Annotated in this window: 13 protein-coding genes, 2 tRNA genes and 3 rRNA genes; 7 read left to right on the plus strand and 11 right to left on the minus strand. The window is 57.3% G+C overall.

Translation table 11 applies throughout. The features are described 5' to 3' along the window. Window positions 1-487: 487 nt before the first annotated feature. From ACK3EW_RS02145 to rrf, 5 genes are all read left to right on the plus strand, one after another. A 16S ribosomal RNA gene (locus ACK3EW_RS02145) occupies window positions 488-1,951 on the plus strand. Between the two features lie 249 nt (window positions 1,952-2,200). Next, a tRNA-Ala gene (locus tag ACK3EW_RS02150) sits at window positions 2,201-2,276 on the plus strand. A gap of 24 nt (window positions 2,277-2,300) precedes the next feature. After that, window positions 2,301-2,377: transfer RNA gene (locus ACK3EW_RS02155), tRNA-Ile, on the plus strand. A gap of 493 nt (window positions 2,378-2,870) precedes the next feature. Then, window positions 2,871-5,764 (plus strand): 23S ribosomal RNA (locus ACK3EW_RS02160). A 255-nt stretch (window positions 5,765-6,019) separates the two neighbouring features. Further along, window positions 6,020-6,134: ribosomal RNA gene (gene rrf, locus ACK3EW_RS02165) — 5S ribosomal RNA — on the plus strand. The 16S, 23S and 5S rRNA genes sit together here with 2 tRNA genes alongside, the layout of an rRNA operon. A 217-nt stretch (window positions 6,135-6,351) precedes the next feature. Here rrf and ACK3EW_RS02170 read toward each other — a convergent pair. The 8 genes from ACK3EW_RS02170 to xylB all read right to left on the minus strand — a co-directional run bounded on the left by ACK3EW_RS02170 (window position 6,352) and on the right by xylB (window position 15,485). After that, complete coding sequence (locus ACK3EW_RS02170) at window positions 6,352-7,854, minus strand: mannitol dehydrogenase family protein (RefSeq protein ID WP_493808264.1); 1,503 nt, start codon at window positions 7,852-7,854, stop codon at window positions 6,352-6,354. Then, window positions 7,842-8,615: an L-iditol 2-dehydrogenase gene (locus ACK3EW_RS02175; protein ID WP_493808265.1), complete on the minus strand. Its 774-nt coding sequence runs from the start codon at window positions 8,613-8,615 to the stop codon at window positions 7,842-7,844. The genes ACK3EW_RS02170 and ACK3EW_RS02175 overlap by 13 nt, the downstream gene beginning before the upstream one ends. Further along, entirely contained in the window at window positions 8,612-9,616 is a 1,005-nt protein-coding gene (locus ACK3EW_RS02180; RefSeq protein WP_493808266.1) for an ABC transporter ATP-binding protein, read from the minus strand. Before ACK3EW_RS02180 ends, ACK3EW_RS02175 begins: the two co-directional genes overlap by 4 nt. Window positions 9,617-9,641: 25 nt before the next feature. Beyond that, window positions 9,642-10,472, minus strand: coding sequence for a carbohydrate ABC transporter permease (locus ACK3EW_RS02185; RefSeq protein WP_493808267.1), 831 nt, complete (start codon window positions 10,470-10,472; stop codon window positions 9,642-9,644). Between the two features lie 2 nt (window positions 10,473-10,474). Continuing rightward, window positions 10,475-11,341, minus strand: coding sequence for a carbohydrate ABC transporter permease (locus tag ACK3EW_RS02190; protein WP_493808268.1), 867 nt, complete (start codon window positions 11,339-11,341; stop codon window positions 10,475-10,477). Window positions 11,342-11,470: 129 nt separating this feature from the next. Next, entirely contained in the window at window positions 11,471-12,772 is a 1,302-nt protein-coding gene (locus tag ACK3EW_RS02195; RefSeq protein ID WP_493808269.1) for an ABC transporter substrate-binding protein, read from the minus strand. 91 nt (window positions 12,773-12,863) lie between these two features. Beyond that, the gene (locus ACK3EW_RS02200; RefSeq protein ID WP_493808270.1) at window positions 12,864-13,895 is read right to left on the minus strand and encodes a LacI family DNA-binding transcriptional regulator; all 1,032 of its coding nucleotides are present in this window, start codon (window positions 13,893-13,895) and stop codon (window positions 12,864-12,866) included. Window positions 13,896-14,036: 141 nt separating this feature from the next. Then, complete coding sequence (gene xylB / locus ACK3EW_RS02205; RefSeq protein WP_493808271.1) at window positions 14,037-15,485, minus strand: xylulokinase; 1,449 nt, start codon at window positions 15,483-15,485, stop codon at window positions 14,037-14,039. A 112-nt stretch (window positions 15,486-15,597) separates the two neighbouring features. Here xylB and ACK3EW_RS02210 point away from each other — a divergent pair, with 112 nt between their 5' ends. Continuing rightward, on the plus strand, window positions 15,598-16,812 hold the full coding sequence (locus ACK3EW_RS02210) for a pyridoxal phosphate-dependent aminotransferase (RefSeq protein ID WP_493808272.1): 1,215 nt from the start codon (window positions 15,598-15,600) through the stop codon (window positions 16,810-16,812). Continuing rightward, a complete protein-coding gene (locus ACK3EW_RS02215) occupies window positions 16,809-17,612 on the plus strand; it encodes an aspartate dehydrogenase (RefSeq protein WP_493808273.1) in 804 nt (267 codons plus the stop codon). Before ACK3EW_RS02210 ends, ACK3EW_RS02215 begins: the two co-directional genes overlap by 4 nt. Window positions 17,613-17,616: 4 nt before the next feature. Here the strand turns inward: ACK3EW_RS02215 and ACK3EW_RS02220 are convergent, their stop codons facing one another. From ACK3EW_RS02220 to ACK3EW_RS02230, 3 genes are read right to left on the minus strand one after another with little or no spacing between them, the layout of a single operon-like run. Then, window positions 17,617-17,748, minus strand: coding sequence for a hypothetical protein (locus ACK3EW_RS02220; protein WP_347198264.1), 132 nt, complete (start codon window positions 17,746-17,748; stop codon window positions 17,617-17,619). Continuing rightward, window positions 17,745-19,049 (minus strand): c-type cytochrome, encoded by a 1,305-nt coding sequence (locus tag ACK3EW_RS02225; protein ID WP_493808274.1) that lies wholly within the window; start codon window positions 19,047-19,049, stop codon window positions 17,745-17,747. Before ACK3EW_RS02225 ends, ACK3EW_RS02220 begins: the two co-directional genes overlap by 4 nt. 1 nt (window position 19,050) lies before the next feature. Beyond that, entirely contained in the window at window positions 19,051-20,265 is a 1,215-nt protein-coding gene (locus ACK3EW_RS02230; RefSeq protein WP_439119254.1) for a formate dehydrogenase subunit gamma, read from the minus strand. Window positions 20,266-20,491 lie beyond the last annotated feature (226 nt).

Here is a 20,491-nt window from a genome sequence, read left to right on the forward strand (position 1 = left end):
TCAGAGTTTGCGGAGGTCGCTACAAAAAATCTGTAATCTGGGTATTTTTTTGCTTGCGGACTCGAGAGAGTAACCGTAGAAGGCCTCTCACCGGCGCTGCTGAGGCGGATGTTGGGACGCGAGACGGGGCGGTTGGTTGAGAGGCTGGCGCAGACGAGGCGGATAATTCGGGGGTATATCAGGGCGGGCGCGCCGGTAGTTTAGGGCGCACTGGTCTGGTTGTTTGTCTTCTGGGTTGCTCTTTGACATTGCTAATATCTGAAGAGATATGCGGGCGGTTTGGTTTGTTTCGGCGAACGGACGTCTGTGTATCGCGCTCTTAGGCTTCGGCCGATGATGGAGTGTCAGCTTCACTGTTTGTACGGTACTTTGGTTTCTTATGAGACTGAAGCACATACAAACGGAGAAAAACGCCGAATGATGTCAGTAATGTCATTTGGTGGATGTGCAGAGGTTCGAACGTCAAGAAGGTCATTATGTGGCCTTTCAACTTGAGAGTTTGATCCTGGCTCAGAACGAACGCTGGCGGCAGGCCTAACACATGCAAGTCGAGCGAGACCTTCGGGTCTAGCGGCGGACGGGTTAGTAACGCGTGGGAACGTACCCTTTTCTAAGGAATAGCCACTGGAAACGGTGAGTAATGCCTTATACGCCCTTCGGGGGAAAGATTTATCGGAGAAGGATCGGCCCGCGTTAGATTAGATAGTTGGTGGGGTAATGGCCTACCAAGTCTACGATCTATAGCTGGTTTGAGAGGATGATCAGCAACACTGGGACTGAGACACGGCCCAGACTCCTACGGGAGGCAGCAGTGGGGAATCTTAGACAATGGGCGCAAGCCTGATCTAGCCATGCCGCGTGAGTGATGAAGGCCTTAGGGTCGTAAAGCTCTTTCGCCTGTGAAGATAATGACTGTAGCAGGTAAAGAAACCCCGGCTAACTCCGTGCCAGCAGCCGCGGTAATACGGAGGGGGTTAGCGTTGTTCGGAATTACTGGGCGTAAAGCGCGCGTAGGCGGACATTTAAGTCAGAGGTGAAATCCCAGGGCTCAACCCTGGAACTGCCTTTGATACTGGGTGTCTTGAGTTCGAGAGAGGTGAGTGGAATTCCGAGTGTAGAGGTGAAATTCGTAGATATTCGGAGGAACACCAGTGGCGAAGGCGGCTCACTGGCTCGATACTGACGCTGAGGTGCGAAAGTGTGGGGAGCAAACAGGATTAGATACCCTGGTAGTCCACACCGTAAACGATGAATGCCAGTCGTCGGGCAGTATACTGTTCGGTGACACACCTAACGGATTAAGCATTCCGCCTGGGGAGTACGGTCGCAAGATTAAAACTCAAAGGAATTGACGGGGGCCCGCACAAGCGGTGGAGCATGTGGTTTAATTCGAAGCAACGCGCAGAACCTTACCAACCCTTGACATCCTGTGCTACATCCAGAGATGGATGGTTCCCTTCGGGGACGCAGTGACAGGTGCTGCATGGCTGTCGTCAGCTCGTGTCGTGAGATGTTCGGTTAAGTCCGGCAACGAGCGCAACCCACATCTTTAGTTGCCAGCAGTTCGGCTGGGCACTCTAGAGAAACTGCCCGTGATAAGCGGGAGGAAGGTGTGGATGACGTCAAGTCCTCATGGCCCTTACGGGTTGGGCTACACACGTGCTACAATGGTAGTGACAATGGGTTAATCCCAAAAAGCTATCTCAGTTCGGATTGGGGTCTGCAACTCGACCCCATGAAGTCGGAATCGCTAGTAATCGCGTAACAGCATGACGCGGTGAATACGTTCCCGGGCCTTGTACACACCGCCCGTCACACCATGGGAGTTGGGTTCACCCGAAGGCCGTGCGCCAACCAGCAATGGGGGCAGCGGACCACGGTGAGCTCAGCGACTGGGGTGAAGTCGTAACAAGGTAGCCGTAGGGGAACCTGCGGCTGGATCACCTCCTTTCTAAGGATGTTTCTAGCTTTTATGCCTAACGCAATCGCGCTCAAGTAGCCGGAGGCGGTAGCGCAAAAAACATGAAACACTTAGCAGATGGCTTCTCAAGGCCATCATATGCAGGTTCATGGATCATATCGGTCTGTGATCACTGTTAGAACCGGACCGTCCTCATATCTCTTCAGAACGTCAGACCCTTAGCTGGTCCCGATGCTGCCAGCAGGCGGCGGGACTATATGAATTTGGGGTCCAAAGCATGGGGCCTTAGCTCAGCTGGGAGAGCGCCTGATTTGCATTCAGGAGGTCAGGAGTTCGATCCTCCTAGGCTCCACCATCTCTGCATGGCCCATATAACAGTGGGTCGGTAGCTCAGGTGGTTAGAGCGCACGCCTGATAAGCGTGAGGTCGGAGGTTCAAGTCCTCCTCGACCCACCACTTCTGCTTTGGCTGACATTTGGAACATACTTCTGAGTATTCTTGCGGGAATGCTGAGATGTTTGCTTCAGGGTACTTCCGTAAGGAGGTGCCCAGCAGACTACGGTGTGAGGCCGCAGACTTTTGCTTGCAAAAGTCGCTTACCCTCACCCGACAGACTTTGCGAAAGCAAAGTCGTTGACATCGTTTAGAGAGATACAAAATCAACCATGTTTGGTTGCTGCGAGTGTGCAGTGATCTCACTGGGTCTGGTTCTTCGGAACTGGAGGTGATTTTTTGGTCTAGCCGGCCGAAGGATCATATCCCCTTTGAAACGAACATGAGTTGTCCAAGTCAAGTACACTAACCCGTCGTTCATTCCGCACGGTTTGAACGACATAGTCCTCACTAAAGTGAGGGCGGGAAAAAAGTGACTTTTGATCTGAAGGAACAAGCGCTCAAGTAGCGAAGCGGTAGCGCATCGTTATGAGACGGTTTTGTTCTTTCTGGATCAAATCAAGCGCGAGAAGGGCGTTTGGTGAATGCCTAGGCAGTAAGAGGCGATGAAGGACGTGATACTCTGCGATAAGCCATGAGGAGCTGAGAATAAGCTTTGATCCATGGATTTCCGAATGGGGCAACCCACCTGACAGTTTGATATAATTGCCTTCGGGCAGCTTATATCTTGCTGAAACAGGTACTTATTACCTGAATACATAGGGTTTTAAGAGCAAACCCGGGGAACTGAAACATCTAAGTACCCGGAGGAAAGGACATCAATTGATACTCCCCTAGTAGCGGCGAGCGAACGGGGACCAGCCGAGCCTTGAGCGTGACTAGAATGTGCTGGAAAGCACAGCCATAGCGGGTGACAGCCCCGTATAGGAAGCGTGATGGGACGTATTAAGTAGGGCGGGACACGTGAAATCCTGTCTGAAGATCGGAGGACCACCTTCGAAGGCTAAGTACTCCTTACTGACCGATAGTGAACCAGTACCGTGAGGGAAAGGTGAAAAGCACCCCGACGAGGGGAGTGAAACAGTACCTGAAACCGAACGCCTACAATCAGTCGGAGCCCCCTTGCGGGGTGACGGCGTACCTTTTGTATAATGGGTCATCGACTTGGTCTATCTAGCAAGCTTAAGCCGTTAGGTGTAGGCGCAGCGAAAGCGAGTCTGAATAGGGCGCATGAGTTAGATGGATCAGACCCGAAACCGAGTGATCTAGGCATGGCCAGGTTGAAGGTTGGGTAACACCAACTGGAGGACCGAACCCACATCCGTTGAAAAGGATCGGGATGAGCTGTGCCTAGGGGTGAAAGGCCAATCAAACTCGGAGATAGCTGGTTCTCTGCGAAATCTATTTAGGTAGAGCGTCATCCGAATACCCCCGGGGGTAGAGCACTGGATGGGTAATGGGGCCCCACAGGCTTACTGATCCTAACCAAACTCCGAATACCGGGGAGTACTAGATGGCAGACACACAGCGGATGCTAACGTCCGTTGTGGAGAGGGAAACAACCCTGACCTACAGCTAAGGCCCCCAATTCATGGCTAAGTGGGAAAGCAGGTGGGACGACCAAAACAACCAGGAGGTTGGCTTAGAAGCAGCCATCCTTTAAAGATAGCGTAACAGCTCACTGGTCTAAATAAGTTGTCCTGCGGCGAAGATGTAACGGGGCTCAAGCCATGAGCCGAAGCTTAGGATGCACATAGTGCATGGTAGCAGAGCGTAGTGTGACATTAGACTTCGTCTTATTCTGGTTTTTTGTATTGCTGCATTGGTTCCGTGAGTGTTCGCACTCAAGTAGCCGGAGGCGGTAGTGCACAAAAGAAGTCAGAATAGACAAAGTCTATTCTGTGAAGCCGGCGTGTGAGCGATCCGGTGGAGAGATCACTAGTGAGAATGATGACATGAGTAGCGACAAAGAGTGTGAGAGACACTCTCGCCGAAAGTCCAAGGGTTCCTGCTTAAAGCTAATCTGAGCAGGGTAAGCCGGCTCCTAAGCCGAGGCCGAAAGGCGTAGGCGATGGGAACCACGTTAATATTCGTGGGCCAGATGGAAGTGACGGATCTCGAAGATTGTTCCTCCTTATCGGATTGGAGGGGCCGTTCAGAGGTTCCTGGAAATAGCTCCATCATCAGACCGTACCCTAAACCGACACAGGTGGACTGGTAGAGAATACCAAGGCGCTTGAGAGAACGATGTTGAAGGAACTCGGCAAAATACCTCCGTAAGTTCGCGAGAAGGAGGCCCGGTTCCTAGGCAACTAGGGGCTGGGGGCACAAACCAGGGGGTGGCGACTGTTTATTAAAAACACAGGGCTCTGCGAAGTCGCAAGACGACGTATAGGGTCTGACGCCTGCCCGGTGCCTGAAGGTTAAAAGGAGGGGTGAGAGCTCTGAATTGAAGCCCAGGTAAACGGCGGCCGTAACTATAACGGTCCTAAGGTAGCGAAATTCCTTGTCGGGTAAGTTCCGACCTGCACGAATGGCGTAACGACTTCCCCGCTGTCTCCAACATCGACTCAGCGAAATTGAATTGCCTGTCAAGATGCAGGCTTCCCGCGGTTAGACGGAAAGACCCCGTGCACCTTTACTACAGCTTCGCACTGGCATCAGGATTGTGATGTGCAGGATAGGTGGTAGGCTTTGAAGCAGTGACGCCAGTCATCGTGGAGCCTCCCTTGAGATACCACCCTTCGCACTCTTGATGTCTAACCGCGGTCCGTTATCCGGATCCGGGACCCTGCGTGGCGGGTAGTTTGACTGGGGCGGTCGCCTCCTAAAGCGTAACGGAGGCGCGCGAAGGTTGGCTCAGAGCGGTCGGAAATCGCTCGTTGAGTGCAATGGCAGAAGCCAGCCTGACTGCAAGACTGACAAGTCGAGCAGAGTCGAAAGACGGCCATAGTGATCCGGTGGTCCCAAGTGGGAGGGCCATCGCTCAACGGATAAAAGGTACGCCGGGGATAACAGGCTGATACTGCCCAAGAGTCCATATCGACGGCAGTGTTTGGCACCTCGATGTCGGCTCATCTCATCCTGGGGCTGGAGCAGGTCCCAAGGGTACGGCTGTTCGCCGTTTAAAGAGGTACGTGAGCTGGGTTTAGAACGTCGTGAGACAGTTCGGTCCCTATCTGCCGTGGGTGTAGGATACTTGAGAGGAGTTGCCCCTAGTACGAGAGGACCGGGGTGAACGATCCACTGGTGGACCTGTTGTGGCGCCAGCCGCAGTGCAGGGTAGCTATGATCGGAAAGGATAACCGCTGAAGGCATCTAAGCGGGAAGCCCCCCTCAAAACAAGGTATCCCTGAGGGCCGTGGTAGACCACCACGTCGATAGGCCGGAGGTGTAAGCGCAGCAATGCGTTCAGCTGACCGGTACTAATGGCCCGATAGGCTTGATTTGATCCAGTAACAACAAAACCAACGCTCAATCCGAGCCGCGGAAACTGGACCAATGATCAAAAGCACAAACACCAAAGTGAAAATACTTGCCTCGGACAACAAAACCACATCAAAAATGTGGTTCGTTGATTACTTCGCACCCGGAATGACGCGGTGTGGCAACTCGCTGGCATCAAAGATGCTCAGCTCAGGCATGACTGCGTCATACCCTGCCTGCCACCCCTCGCATCCGAGATGCGAGGGGGATTTTATTCGGTTTGGTGGTCATAGCGTGAGCAATACACCCGGTCCCTTTCCGAACCCGGCCGTTAAGTGCCACCGCGCCAATGGTACTGCGACTCAAGTCGTGGGAGAGTAGGTCACCGCCAAACCTAATAAAATCCCCAATCTCTCAATCGATGTACAATCACATAATTGCCAAATACACAGAATACCCGTTAACCGCGCCACGTTTGTTTTATGGGTCAGCGAACGTGTGATGGCCGATACTATGGGCCTGCACCCCTCCAAAAAACGTCTCTAGTCCCGTAGGAAAGAGGGCCGCTGCACGTGCGCCCTCTCTTTCTTATGCTGGTGACAGGGCTTCGCTCATGGCCGCGACAGATACTCGGTCAACGTGGCGCGCGCGCCGTTTTCCCAGGTATAGGACAGCCAGCCCGCGAACGCAGTTGCGAAAGGTTCGTCTTGCGCGAGGTCGCCGTAGATCTGCGTCTGTTGCAACCATGCGATCGGCTCTGACCGTGAGCGTTCTGCTGCGGCGACGAGATCGGTCCAAATCGGATCATTCGCTTCGATCATGCTGCCGTCCTCGCGGGTGCCGTGACACATCCGTGCCCACAGCGCTTCGATCAAAGCCAGACCGGAAATGCTTGCTCCCGCCGCCAGCGCATCGCGCAGAATGGGAAGGATGAATCCCGCATGGCGCGATGACCCGTCAAAAGCGACACGTCGTGTGGTGTCGTGGATCTCGGGGTTGGAGAACCGACGTGTGATCAAGTCTAGATAAGCCTCGGGCGTGATGCCCGGCACTGCAGAGACATGAGGCGCGATTTCATCGATCTGAACTTTGCGGAAGAATGGTGCGACTTGGGCATCGGACATGCAGGCGGCTATCGTCGGCAATCCAAGGATTTCACCGGCATTTGCCAAGATCTGATGACCGGCATTCAACATCCGGATTTTCATCGCCTCAAAGCTGTGCACGTCTTGTGTAAATGTGGCCCCCACCTTGTCCCAATCTGGGCGGCCCTGACAGAACGCGTCTTCGATCACCCACTGGCGAAAGTTCTCGTGGGTGACGGGGGCTGTGTCGGCAATCCCGAGCTTCAACGCGCGCCTGCGCTCCGCGTCGCCGGTGGCGGGCACGATACAGTCGACCATGGAGTTGGGGAAACTACCGGCGCTGTCGATCCAGTCGGCAAGTTCGGCGTCGATGCCACGGGCCAGCCCGACAAGGGTTTGCCGCAGAATGGTGCCGTTGCCTTGCAGGTTGTCGCAGGATTGTCCGGTAAAGGGTGCGTGTCCGGCCTGTTTACGGTTGCGCAGGGCGGCCACCATTGCGCCAAAGGCTGTGCGGGGTGTGTCCGGGTGTGCGATGTCATGCACGATGTCAGGATGTGCCATATCCAGCGCGCCAGTTGCATCGAGGTAATAGCCACCTTCGGTCACAGTCAGCGAGACAATGCGGATACGTGGGTCAGACATTGCGGCAATCAGAGCAGCATGGCCGTCTTCGACTGGAACGAAATCAATCATCGACCCAATGACCTCGGCCGAGATGCCAGCAGGGTCGAGTTCGATCAACGTTGTCAGGCAATCCTGCGCCAGCAGCCTGTCGCGCATCCGAGCATCGCCGGGGCGCACACCAGCGCCGATGATGGCCCAGTCATGGGCCAGCCCCTGCTGCATAAGACGGTGGAGATACCACGCCTGATGTCCGCGGTGGAAATTTCCCAAACCGATATGCACGATTCCGGGGGACAGGTCCGCACGTTTATAGGTTGGACGGCCAACACCGGCAGGCAACTGGTCCAGAGTGTCCAAAGACAGCGCCACTGCTGTGCTTCGCGTGTCCTGTTTCAGCTCATCCATTGGCCACCATCCACGTTGTAGCATTGTGCGACGATGTACTCAGAATCGTCGCTGGCAAGAAAGACGGCCATTCCCGTCAGGTCATCAGCGGTCCCCATACGTCCGTAAGGAACAGAGGCTCCGACTTCGCGCTTTTTTTGCCCAGGGGCCTTGTTCTCATACTTGGCAAAGAACGCATCCACACCGTCCCAGTGTTCGCCATCCACCACTCCGGGCGAGATGGCGTTCACGTTGATGCCGTGTTCGATCAGGTTCAGGCCCGCTGATTGGGTCAGCGAAATGATCGCCGCTTTGGTCGCGCAATAGACTGCAACCAGCGGCTCACCGCGACGTCCTGCTTGACTGGCCATATTGATGATCCGGCCTTTGATCCGTTGGTCGATCATGTGACGCGCCACCGCCTGGAGCGTAAACAGAGTCCCCGCAACATTGATATCAAAGGTCCGCGCGTACTCGGCACGGGTAATCTCGGTGATCGGGGCGGCGGTAAAGATCGCCGCGTTGTTGATCAGGATGTCGATTTGGCCCAGCTCTTCGACGGTTTGCGCGACAGCGCCGTCGATGCTGGCCTGATCGGTCACATCCATATACACGGCAACCGCTTGGTCGCCGATCTGGGATGCAGTTTCTTGTGCGCGGGGCAGGTCGATATCTGCGATCGCGACACGTGCGCCCTCCGCGACATAGCGTTCCGCGAAGGCGCGACCGATGCCGCGCGCTCCGCCTGTGATCAATGCAGATTTGCCGTTCAACCGCATCATTCGATCCGCAGCCCTTGCGCATCGAACTTGTGCATCTGGTCAAGTTGCGGCGTCAGATAGATCGTGTCGCCATGCCGAACCGAGATGTCGCCGGTGATCCGAACCGTGACCATGTCGGCCAGACCGGTGTCATGCACGTGGATGAACGTGTCAGATCCCAGATGTTCGGCCACACCGACCTTGCCTTTCCATGTGCCATCACTCATCGACACGTCGATATGCTCGGGCCGTATACCTGCGGACACTCCGCCGTATTTCTGGGCTTCCGCGCCACCAAAGATGTTCATTTTCGGCGACCCGATAAAGCCTGCCACAAAATCGTTGCGCGGCTTGTGATAAAGCTCCAGCGGGCTGCCGACCTGCTCGATATGGCCGGCGCGCAGAACGACGATCTTGTCCGCCATGGTCATGGCTTCGACCTGATCGTGTGTCACGTAGATCATGGTTGTCTTGAGGCGCTCGTGAAGTTCGCTGATCTCGAGCCGCATGCCGACACGCAGGGCGGCATCAAGGTTCGACAGCGGTTCGTCGAACAGGAACGCGGCTGGTTCGCGTACAATCGCACGGCCAATCGCAACGCGCTGACGCTGACCACCAGACAACTGCCCCGGACGACGGTCCAGATAATCGGTGAGGTTCAGAACAGAAGCCGCGTTGTTGATCCGCTTGTCGATCTCAGCAGGGTCCATCTTCGCCATCTTCAGCGGAAAGGCGATGTTCTTGCGCACCGACATATGCGGATAAAGCGCATAGGACTGGAACACCATCGCAAGGCCGCGTTTGGCAGGCACAAGGTCAGTGGCGTCTTTGCCGTCGATCTCGATATGGCCGGTGGTGATGTCTTCAAGCCCTGCGATCAGACGCAGAAGGGTGGATTTCCCGCAGCCAGAAGGTCCGACGAAGACTGTGAATTCTCCGTCACCGATGGTCAGATCCAAAGGTGGGATGACCTGTACGTCGCCAAAGCTTTTGGTGACCTGTTTGAGTGTAATTTGTCCCATGGGTCAGGTTCCTTGTTTCAGGTCTTTATTTGACGGCGCCGAAAGTGAGGCCGCGGACAAGTTGTTTCTGGCTGAACCAGCCAAGAATGAGGATCGGGGCAATGGCCATGGTCGAGGCCGCGCTGAGTTTTGCGAAGAACAAGCCTTCCGGGCTGGAATAGCTGGCAATGAAGGCTGTCAGCGGGGCTGCATTCACAGCCGTGAGGTTCAGCGTCCAGAAAGCTTCGTTCCAGGCAAGGATGAAATTAAGCAACATCGTGGAGGCGATGCCGGGAATGGCCATCGGCGTGAGAATATAAAGCACCTCCTCGCGCAGCGTCGCCCCATCCATCCGCGCCGCTTCGAGGATCTCGACCGGGATTTCGCGGAAGTATGTGTACAGCATCCAGACGATGATCGGCAGGTTGATGAGCATCATCACGATCACCAGACCAGCACGGCTGTCCAGAAGACCAAGCTGAATGAACAGCAGGTAGATCGGGTAGAGCACGCCCACCGCAGGCAGCATTTTGGTCGAGAGCATCCAGAGCAGGATGTCCTTGGTCCGTGCCGATGGCACAAAGGCCATGGACCACGCCGCTGGGATGGCAACAAGCAGACCAAGAATGGTGGACCCACCCGCGATCAGGATCGAGTTCCACAGGAACCGCGCGTAGTTCGAGCGCTCCATCACGACGCCGTAGTTTTCGAGCGTCCAGTCAAAGCCGAGGAAGATCGGCGGGCTGGCAATCGCCTGTGCTTCGGTTTTGAAGCTGGTCAGGATCGTCCAGAGGATCGGGAAGAAGATCAGCAATCCAATCGCCCAGGCAAGGCCGGTGTTGATCAGTTTGCGGCGGGAAGAAACAGAACGGGCCATAATCAGTTGTCCAGGTTCTTGCCGACGATCCGCATGAGGAAGATCGCGACGATGTTAGCGAGGATGATGGCATAGACACCACCGGCTGAGCCAAGTCCGACATTCTGACTTTCAAGCACACGCTGGAAGATCAGGTAGGACAGGGTACGGGTTCCAAATGCACCGCCTGTGGTGACGAAGATCTCGGCAAAGATGGCCAGAAGGAAGATCGTCTGGATCAGGATCACGATGGTGATCGCGCGGCTAAGGTGCGGAAGGATGATGTAGATGAAACGCTGGAGATGCGGCGCGCCATCCATTTCGGCGGCCTCCAATTGTTCGCTGTCCAACGACTGGATCGCGGTCAAAAGAATGAGCGTCGCAAAGGGCAACCACTGCCAGCTGACGATCATGATGATAGACGGCATTGCACCATCCGACAGCCAGCTGACGGGTTCTGCGCCAAAGAACCGCCAGAGATGCGCGAACAGACCGTTCACCGGGTCCATGAACATGTTCTTCCAAACAAGAGCCGAAACAGTCGGCATGACGAAGAACGGTGCAATTACGAGGATGCGGACAACGCCTTGACCCCACATCGGCTGATCAAGAAGGATCGCCAGAAGAATACCGAGGCAGACAGTAATAATGAGGACGCCAAGCACGATCAGCAATGTTGTCTGAACCGCTGGCCAGAAAGAACTTGAAGTGACGAAACGAACGTAGTTGTCGAAACCGGTCCAACCTTGATCGCCGCCGCGAAGGGGCAGGTAGGTGCGGAATGAGAACCACAATGTCATGATAAGCGGGACCAGCATCCAGCCCAGAAGCAGTACAACTGCCGGAGCCATCATCAGTCGGGCCGCAGATCGGGAAGCCTTGGTCGCCATTTGGGTCATCTCCTCCGTTGACAGACCGCCGGGTTGGCGCAGTCACAATACGACATCTTGCGGAATTAGGGGGTGTTTTGAATATTGAGGGCGGCGGTGTCGCCGCCCTCTGTCCTGCAATGCAGGGAATTAACGGTAGCCAGCGGCTTCCATTGCTTCGTTTGTGATCGCCTGAGCTTTCGCGAGTGCTTCTTCGACGGTCTGCTGACCGGCGTAAGCAGCCGAGAATTCCTGGCTTACTTCTGTTGCAATACCCGCAAATTCCGGGATCGCTGCGAACTGAATGCCAACGTAAGGCGACGGTTCGACTGTGGAGTTGTTCGGGTCAGCCGACAGGATCGAGTCCAGTGTCATCTGTGCGAACGGAACGGCCTGGTACTCGGGGTTTTCGTACAGCGATGTGCGTGCGCCCGGAGGAACGTTTGCCCAACCTTCGTTGGCTGCAACCAGTTCAATGTAGTCCTTGGAAGTGGCCCACTCGATGAACTGCTTCGCAGCTGCTTCTTTTTGGGTGCCTGCCGGGATGGCCAGTGCCCATGCCCAGAGCCAGTTGGAGCGCTTGCCCAGACCGTTGTCGGGTGCCAGTGCAAAACCAACCGAGTCAGCAACAGTCGAGCCGTCGCCTGTCACGAAGGATGCCGCAACTGTGGCGTCAATCCACATGCCGCACTTGCCCTGGTTGAACAGGTTCAGGTTTTCGTTGAAACCGTTGGTCGCGTAGCCGGACGGACCGGATTCGTCCATCATGCCTTTGAAGAAGTTCAGGGTGTTGGCCCATGCTTCTGTGTCGAACTGTGCGTTCCAGTCCATGTCGAACCAGCGTGCGCCGAACGAGTTGGACATCGCTGTGATGAACGCGCCGCCTTCACCCCAACCGGCTTTGCCGCGGAGGCAGATGCCGTTGATTTCGTTGTCACGGTCGGTCATCGCCGCTGCCGCTTCACGAATGAAGCCCCATGTCGGAGCTGTCGGCATTTCAAGGCCAGCTGCTTCCATCAGGTCTGTGCGATACATGACCATCGAGCTTTCGCCGTAGAACGGTGCCGCATAGAGCGTGCCGTCGTGGGACAAACCGCCTGCCATTGCGGGCAGAATGTCATCGACATCGTACTCAGCCGACAGATCATTCAGCGGAACGAGCCAGCCGTTCGCACCCCAGATCGGTGTTTCGTACATGCCGATTGTCATGATGTCGAACTGGCCACCCTTGGTGGTGATGTCCGTGGTCACACGCTGACGCAGCACGTTTTCTTCCAGCGTCACCCACTCGACTTCGTGGCCGGTCTTGGCCGTGAAGTCGTCGGTATAACCCTGCATGCGGATCATGTCGCCGTTGTTGACTGTTGCGATGGTGATGGTCTCTGCCTGTGCGGCCCCGACCATGATGAGCGACAACGCTGTCGCCGCACGAAGTGCGTTACTAAGGTGCATCCGAATCCTCCCTGATTTTTGGATTACCTGAGGGCACTCAACAACAATTCATTTACTCGCGTCAATCAAAATTTTACCCGCGTAAATTTTATCAGGCAGAGTCTCGCATGATCAAACGTGCCGGAAACAGACTTTCTGTCCTGTTTTCAAGGCGCCCACCACTTTCGATCAACCGAAATAACGTTTCGACCGCATTGTCGGAAACCGCTGTGTAATCATGTGCTGCGGTGGTCAGCGATGGGCAGGTAAAGCGGGAAAACGGGTGATCGTCATGCGACGCGACTCGCAATTGGCAGTCCGGGCCACGCCCGACTCGCATACCGCTCTCGTAACAAGCCGATAGAAACCCGATCGCCAGACGGTCATTGCTGCACAGCACGGTATTGGTGGGCAGCGACTTTTCCGCCAACACGCGCAACCCGCCCTGGCGTCCGATCTCTTCAAAGCCCCAGCCGGTGCCGTCAATCTTGACCACATGTGGTTCAAGCCCCACCCGTTCCATCATCGACAGATATGCGATGCGCCGTTTGTTGGCGTTCGGGTTTGCGGGGGTCCGCATCTCGAAGAAACAGGGCGTCTCCCCGGTACGGCTTAGATATTCGACGGTTTGCGACACAAAGCTGTGGTTGTCGGACCCGACAAACGCCTCGCCCATGCCTTCGATGTTGCTGTCGAACAGAACCGTTGGCACGTGTTTGCAAAAGGTCTCGATGGCCGATTTGTCGGATTGCCGCCCAAGCGGGGCCAACAAAACCCCTGCTGGTTTCATCGATCGCAAACTGTCGAGGATGTCATTCTCATGCGCCTGATCACCATGCGCGCTGAACAGTGACGGCGTGAAACCTGCTTCGATACAGCGCCCTTCGATCATCCGCACCATTTCACCAAAGAACGGGTCCGCAAGGTACGGCACCACGATGCCGATATTCTTGGTCAGCTTTCTGTTCTGGTTCATCGCATAGATGTTGGGCCGGTAGTCGTACTTCTCGAGCGCCGCCTCGATCCGCATCCGCGTGGTTTTACGCACGCTGCTGGGATCGTGAAAATACTTCGACACGGTAGGCCTGGAAATGCCGCTGATGGCGGCGAATTCTTCCATGTTCCGGATCTCGGATTGTGACATGGTGGGCCTCTTCTTACGTGACGGGTCTTGTTGTATCTGTTCAACAGTTTCTTATCGCGCGCAAAAAATCAATATTGCACGTAAAGAATGTGACTGGCATGCCAGCCGTGCCGCGCATTGCGGCAGGACGCACGGTTCTCGTTATTTTGAAGGCTGGCTTAACGGTTTGAGCGCAATGTAGAGCGCGCGGTAGCTCTGCAAGCGGTCGCTCAGGTCTTGGGCAGGGGTAGGTTCGAACCAATCTGCCACATCGGGCTGCTGCCCCAAATCCGACAGGCTCAGCGCACCCAAACCACACGCGGCCAACCGGGCCGCCCCCATCGCCGGACCAGCATCGGACCCAGCCGTACGCCCAATCCGCTGCCCTGTTGCATTGGCGATGAGTTGCAGCAGAAACGGTGATTTGCTGCCGCCCCCAATTGCCGCCAGATGTGGAATGTCAGCAATGGTATCACCAAAGCTCTCCACCGCGTCCGCAAAGGTAAAGGCCACCGCTTCAAGTACGGCACGACACAGACCCGCGCGATCTGTGCTGTCCTCCAGCCCGAAAAAGCCCGCGCGGATATGCGGATCACCATGCGGGCTGCGTTCGCCGGTCAAGTATGGCAGGAACGTCGGCACACGTGTCGGCTCCGCAGTTTCGGCCCGCGCCACGACGTCCCCAGCGCCAATGCCCAACTGGCCTGCCAGCCACGCAATGGGTCGCGCCCCGTTCAGCATGGCCGCCATCTGATACCAACGCCCCGGCACAGTATGCGCAAAGGCATGGACGTATTTCGCTGGGTTCGGATGATAGGCATCGCCCGCAACGAACAACTGCCCCGATGTGCCAAGCGAGATGAACCCGCGTCCCGGTTCCGTCGCACCCAGCGACACTGCCCCTGTCGCCGCATCGCCACCACCGGCCACAACGGGAATGCCTGCGGGCAGCCCGGTCTCTGCAGCCGCAGCAGCTGTGACCTGACCCACCACTTCATGCCCATCGGCAAGCCGTGGCAACCAGCCGGGATCGGTGTCGCTGGCCTCGGCCACCACATTGCTCCAATCGCGCGCCGCCTGATCCAGCCACAATGTCCCCGCCGCATCCGACCGATCCGTGGCAAGCTCACCATGTAGGCGCAAGCCGATGTAATCCTTGGGCAGCAAGATATGCGCGATCCGCGCATGAACGGCAGGCTCTTTCCGGGCCACCCACATCAACTTTGGCGCGGTAAAGCCGGGAAGGGGCAGCACACCAGCAATGCTCCCGATTTCTGGCAACGCCGCTTGCAACCGCGCGCAATCCTCGGTCGACCGGCTGTCGTTCCACAGGATCGCTGGGCGCAACACCTCACGCGCGCTGTCCAACAGCACCGCTCCGTGCATCTGCCCGGACAGGCCAATCCCGGTCACACCTGACAGCGGCATCGTTTCGGCAATCTCGGCCAGCGCCGCACAGGTCGCCACCCACCACGCGTCGGGCGTCTGTTCGGACCATCCCGAATGCGGCGACTGCACCGTCAGATCGGCGGTGGCTGTTGCGTGAATCGCCGTGCCATCGGTGCAGATCACCTTGACCGCAGACGTGCCTATGTCGATGCCCAAAAACATGTCGCACCATTACGTCAGCGCTAACATCGACGCAAGCGGCCTGATCGCGTTCTGGAACTGGCACAACGCCGGAAGCCGGGCTAGATAGGAGCCCAACACTAGGGAGGTGAGCATGAGCAGTCTTGACGCGAAATTCGCACGGCTGGGCGCAGACAACGCGCCGGGGCAAGAGGTGCGCCAGAATGCGGACGATCTGAAATCGGTGATGCGCGGCGATATCCTGCCGGGAACGCCGGTGGATTTCTCGCATGGCGATGTCGACGCGTTTGAGCCGACACCAGGCGCACGTGCCGCATGGGAAGCCGGGTTCGAGGAAGGCGGCGCACAAGCCTATACCGAATATCGCGGCGCCGCTGCGATCCGCCAAGACGTAGCCGCCAGCCTTGCCGCCTTTACCGGCGCACCAGTCGATCCGGTGGATGAGCTGATCATCACCCCCGGCACCCAAGGCGCGTTGTTCCTTGCGCTTGGCGCGGTGGTGGACCGCGGCACCAAGGTCGCGATCATGGAGCCGGATTACTTTGCCAACCGCAAACTCGTCGCCTTCTTCGGCGGTGAGATCATGCCGGTCGCGCTCCATTATCACGAAGACGCGCCCCAGCGCGGCCCGGACCTTGGCCAATTGGAAGCCGCGTTCAAAGCCGGGGCAGAGGTGCTGGTGTTCTCGACCCCCAACAACCCGACCGGCGTTGTGACCCCCGAAGACGCGATCACGGAAATTGCCCGCCTCGCGGCCCAGCACAATGTGACCGTCATCGTCGATCAGCTCTATTCCCGCCTGCGCTACAGTGGCGAGACCTACACCCACATGCGCGCCTGCGCGACGCGACCCGAGAACCTGATCACGATCATGGGTCCGTCCAAAACGGAATCCCTCAGTGGTTTCCGCCTTGGTGTCGCGTTCGGTTCGGCGTCCCTGATCGACCGGATGGAAAAACTGCAAGCCATCGTGTCCTTGCGTGCTGCAGGCTACAGCCAAGCCGCGCTCAAGACGTGGTTCCATGAACCCGAAGGCTGGATGGACACCCGCATCGCCCAGCACGAGGCGATCCGGGATGACTTGCTCAAGATCTTCCGCGACGCAGGCTTCCCCACGGCCAGCCCACAGGCGGGCAGCTACCTTTTCCCGGAACTGCCGGAACTGGTGGTGTCCCCTGAAGACTTTGCGCGCCTCTTGCGCCTTCAAGCCGGGGTGACTGTCACACCGGGGTCTGAATTCTCGCCACACACGCGGTCCAGCGTGCGGCTCAACTTCTCGCAAGATCACGCGGCGTCGGTCGCCGCAGCACATAGAATTGTCGAAATGGTCGAAAGGTACCGGGCATGAAAATCGGAATAGCAGGACTGGGCGCGATCGGGCTGCACGTCGCACAGGAACTTGACCGGGGTGGTATCCCGGGTTGTGAATTGGGCGGCATCAGCGCCCGCAACGCAGACCGCGCGGCCGAGGCCAACGCGACCCTGTCGAAACCCGCCCCGGTCTATTCCCTGAACGAAATCGCAGATCATTGCGATATCGTCGTCGAAACCCTGCCGCCGCAGTTGTTCATGGATCTCGCGATCCCGACAGTTGAAGCAGGCAAGGAACTTATCGTGCTTTCGGCCAGCCAACTCATGGGCCAGCAGGCGCTGTTCGATCGTGCGGCTGAGACCGGGGCCAAGATCCTCATCCCTTCAGGTGCCATCCTCGGCCTTGATGCAATCAAAGGTGCTGCGGTCGGTAATCTGGTGTCGGTGGTGATCGAGACCCGCAAGCCCGTCCCGGGCCTCGCCAAAGCGCCTTACGTGATCGACAACAACATCGACCTCAGCAACCTGACGGAACCGAAACTGGTGATGGGCGGGGCCGTGACTGATGTTGCCAAGGTCTTCCCAGCTAACGTCAATGTCGCCGTCGCCGTCAGCCTTGCAGGCTACGGCACTGACAAGACGCGTATGGAAGTCTGGGCCGACCCGTCGCTCGAAAAGAACCAGCACACGGTCCGTGTGGTGTCGGATTCGTCGGACTTCACCATGACGATCCAGAACCGCCCGACCGAGGAAAACCCTGCAACAGGCAAGATCACCGCCCTCAGCGTGATCGCGATGCTGCGCCAGAAAACGTCAGTGCTTCAGGTCGGGACGTGAGGGCTTAGTCGCCCAGACGCACATTGGAAGGGGAAGCGCCCTGTTCAGCGGCGCTCCACCCCATCTGATCCAGCGTATATTCAGCGCCAACGGCGATCACGGCGATGGCGACAAATCCAAAAAGCATGGCTTTCACTGCGAACTCTCCTCAGGCGCGGTTTCTTTGCGCAGATAGGTCACAAGATCGGCGCGGTCCTGCGCCCCTGTGATCCTCTGCATCGGCATCTTGGTGCCGGGAATGTAATGCTCTGGTCCGATATCGAAAAGAGCATCAATCGTATCATCGTCCCAAATTATCTCGGACCCGTTCAGCGCGTCGGAATAGATGTAATCCTCGACCGTTCCCGCCTGACGACCGAACAGGTCATAAAGGCTGGGTCCGGCGCGGCGGGCGCTGCCCGGGGTCAGCGTATGACAGATCGAACATTTGCGCATGAACTGCCGTTCGCCATTGGGCATCGTATCGGCGGCCTGAAGGAAGGACGGCGATCCAGTGGCCATCGGGTCGGCATCGCCCATCGCGGCAATGGGCCATGAATACATGCGCGGGTCCAACCCGCCTGCATGGATGTTGGTCCCATCATTCGAAAAGGCCAGCGCCCAAACCGGGCCGCGCTCTGTCGCGCGAAAGTCGCGGGCGATGCGCCAGTCGGGGGTTTCGACCACCATAATGTAGCCTTCGCCATCACCCACGGCGAGCAGCGACCCATCCGGGCTGACAGCCATCGACAGGATCGGACGGCGCTCCAACGTCAGATCGGCTAGCGTGTCGCCGGTGGCAATATCCAGAACCCGCGTTCCACCATCAACCGCGCCGTAGGCCAGCCATCCGGCGTCTTCGTTCAGCTCGAGCTCGTTCACGCCAAACCCGTGTTCGATCACCCTCTGGCGTTCGCTGTTGATGCTCAGATCCCAAAGCCGGATGCTCCCATCCGCCGATGCGGAATAAAGCCCCATGCCGTCCCGGGTAAACGCCACATCATTCACCTGCCCGCTATGCCCGGTCAGGAAAACAGGCGCGCTGCCATCTGCTGGCCAGATCCCGATGCTCCCGTCCCAACTGGCCGAGGCAACCGCCGCACCATCTGGTGAAAGTGCCAATGACACGACCTTGCCTTTGTGCCCTTCCCGAACTGCGTCCGCAGTCCCGTCGGCACCCCAAACCCGCAGCGTGAAATCGTCACCAGCAGAGTAAATCCGACCATCCGGCGCAAAGAGCACGGCGTTGACCGCCGCCTCGTGCCCGTCGAACCACACAGGTGTCTCATCCGACCAAAGCCCCACCGCGTTGTCGAAACTCACGGTGGCGATCTGGTCGGTGTCGGCCACGGCGATCCCCATGATGGGGCCGCCGTGGCCTTGCAACGTAAAGAAATCGCCTGCGGCCCCAGAGGTTGCCCAAAACAGGGCCGCAGATGTGGCCAAAGCCTTACGCATGTTACTCGGCAGGGGTGGCACCGCTTGGTGCCTTGCCTTCGCGCTGCTTGACCTCTTCGACCCACAGGCTGTGGTGCTCTTTGGCCCACTGCTCCTCGACCATGCCAGAGCCCATCGCGTCATAGGCGCCTTCCATGCCGACCGAGCCGATATAGATATGCGCCAGAATGATCGCCATCAGAACAAAGCTGACAATGGCGTGCCAAAGCTGCGCATACTGCATCTCTTCATGCGGGGTCATGGTTTCCGGCAACACGCCAAAGCCCAGCATCTCGGGCAGACCAGTACTGTTGAGAATAACGAACGTTTTGGCGAACATCGGCAGTTCGAACGGGAACAGCAGCGACAGCCCCGAGACCGAGATCGACCCACCCAGTACAATCACCGACCAGAAGATCAGCTTTTGACCCGCGTTGAACTTTTTGGCCGGGGGGTGCCCGCCACCGAACAGCCCGCCACCCTTGGCCAGCCATTTGATGTCGGTGCGGTCCGGCAGGTTGTGCACGACCCACATGACGAAGATCATCACAAGCGCCAGCATAAACGCCCATGAGACATTGTTATGAATCCATTTCGATACCGTGGCCAACCAAGCATAGCTTTCATGTCCGAAGGCCGGGATCAGGAACTTTCGACCCATCAAGGACACAAGACCCGTGATGCCCAGCAAGATGAACGATCCCGCCAAAAGCCAATGGCCAAACCGTTCAAAATTCTTGAACCGCTCGATCCGGCGTCCGGTCTTTTCTCCATCGATCTTGACCCGACCGCGCAGCAGGAAGAACAACACCAATGCACCGATCGTCCCCAAAAGCAGATAGCCGCCATAGGTCAGCAAGGGGCCTTCGCGGAAAATGACCCACCACATGCCGCGATCCTGAATTAGCACTTCAGCCGCGGGTCCGCGCACCTGTGTGGTCACGTCTGCCGCATTGAACCGCATCCCGCGCCACAGATCGGGATCGGACGCGCCGCCAAGGGTTCCCAACTGGTCTGTGATCCCCGCTGCCGCCTCGGGATTGCCCACGTTTTCGGCCCGGAATGTGTTGTCCACCGGCAAGCCCTGCTGTCGGCGCATGATGTCCTCGAGCGTGGTCGCACCGCCTGTGGCAGAGCGATCAATCTCGGTCTCGGCTGCAACGGATCCGGCTTCTTGTGCGTTGGCTTGTCCTGGGGCAACCCATGACGCCAGAACCACAACGGCCATTGCGGCCATAATGCAACCAAGGATGAAGTGTCGAATGTCACGCATATCCCTGCGTCCTCCCTTATGAGCGATCAAAACGCTCGGCCTTGCGAAATGCAGTCTTTTTGGGTCAGGTTTGACCGTATCTGATGGCGAACATGCCCTTAAAAAGATGGGCGACCGATACACCTTAGTCAGGATACTCAAGATGATGCCAACAGCAAGCCAATACGCTGGGAAAAAGGTCTCGGATAGC

It is taken from the genome of Marivita sp. NO-S04 (assembly GCF_059070475.1).